Source organism: Streptomyces sp. NPDC048600 (assembly GCF_055587025.1).
This window is the reverse complement of the sequence record NZ_JBVJGZ010000071.1, coordinates 1-1678: the sequence shown is the minus strand read 5'-3', so window position 1 is coordinate 1678 and position 1678 is coordinate 1. Positions and strand designations below refer to the sequence as shown.

The window sequence follows — 1678 nt, the reverse complement described above, 5'->3', positions numbered from 1 at the left end:
GTCATCGCCGGGATCAACCGCACCGACCCGGACGTGATCTTCCTGGCCGAGGCGTTCACCCGCCCCGCCATGATGCGCGCGCTCGCCCAGGCCGGGTTCCAGCAGTCCTACACCTACTTCACCTGGCGCAACACCAAACAGGAACTCACCGAGTACCTCACCGAACTGTCCGGCGAGAGCGCGCACTACATGCGGCCGAACCTGTTCGTGAACACCCCCGACATCCTGCACGCCTACCTCCAGCACGGCGGCCGCCCCGCCTTCGAGGTCCGCGCCGTCCTCGCCGCGACCCTCTCCCCCACCTGGGGCGTCTACTCCGGCTACGAACTCTGCGAGAACACCCCCCTGCGCGAGGGCAGCGAGGAGTACCTCGACTCCGAGAAGTACCAACTGCGCCCCCGCGACTGGGAGACGGCCGAACGCGAGGGCCGCAGCATCGCCCCCCTCATCACCCGCCTCAACACGATCCGCCGCGAGCACCCCGCCCTGCGACAACTGCGGGATCTCCACTTCCACCCCACCGACAAGGAGTCGGTGATCGCGTACTCGAAGAGGAGCGGATCGAACACGGTTCTGGTGGTCGCCAACCTGGACCCACACAACACCCAGGAGGCCACGGTCTCGTTGGACATGCCGCAACTCGGCCTGGACTGGCATGAGTCCGTGCCGGTGCGCGACGAGCTCACCGGCGAGACCTATCACTGGGGCAGGGCGAACTACGTGCGCCTCGAGCCGGGCCGTCGGCCCGCGCACGTACTGAGCGTCCTGCGACCGTCCAACCCGCAGATCGGAGGGTCACCCATAAAATGATCGTCAACGAACCCGTCCCGGACACCTTCGAGGACACTCCCGCCAAGGACCGGGACCCGGAGTGGTTCAAGCGCGCGGTCTTCTACGAGGTCCTGGTGCGCTCGTTCCAGGACAGCAACGGCGACGGCGTCGGCGACCTCAAGGGCCTGACAGCCAAGCTCGACTACCTCCAGTGGCTGGGTGTCGACTGCCTCTGGCTGCCGCCGTTCTTCCAGTCCCCGCTGCGCGACGGCGGCTACGACGTCTCCGACTACACCGCCGTGCTGCCGGAGTTCGGCGACCTCGCCGACTTCGTGGAGTTCGTCGACGCCGCCCACCAGCGCGGCATGCGGGTCATCATCGACTTCGTCATGAACCACACCAGCGACCAGCACCCGTGGTTCCAGGAGTCGAGGAAGGACCCCGACGGGCCCTACGGCGACTACTACATGTGGGCCGACGACGACAAGCAGTACGAGGGCGCGCGGATCATCTTCGTGGACACCGAGGTGTCCAACTGGACCTTCGACCCGGTGCGCAAGCAGTACTTCTTCCACCGGTTCTTCTCCCACCAGCCGGACCTCAACTACGAGAACCCGGCGGTGCAGGAGGAGATCCTGTCGGCGCTGAAGTTCTGGCTGGACCTGGGCATCGACGGCTTCCGGCTGGACGCCGTGCCCTACCTCTACGCCGAGGAGGGCACCAACTGCGAGAACCTGCCCGCCTCGCACGCGTTCCTCAAACGGGTGCGCAAGGAGATCGACGCGCAGTACCCGGACACGGTGCTGCTCGCGGAGGCCAACCAGTGGCCGGAGGACGTCGTCGACTACTTCGGCGACTTCCAGAGCGGCGGCGACGAGTGCCACATGGCCTTCCACTTCCCGGTCAT

2 protein-coding genes are annotated in these 1678 nt (G+C 66.6%); both read left to right on the top strand.

The window, feature by feature from the left end; genetic code table 11:
• Window positions 1-810 (top strand): alpha-amylase family glycosyl hydrolase (locus ACZ6SQ_RS38325; RefSeq protein WP_469570677.1); only part of this gene is annotated, 810 nt, incomplete at its 5' end.
• A partial coding sequence (locus ACZ6SQ_RS38320; protein ID WP_469570675.1) for an alpha-amylase family glycosyl hydrolase occupies window positions 807-1678 on the top strand: 872 nt, incomplete at its 3' end. The genes ACZ6SQ_RS38325 and ACZ6SQ_RS38320, both read left to right, overlap by 4 nt.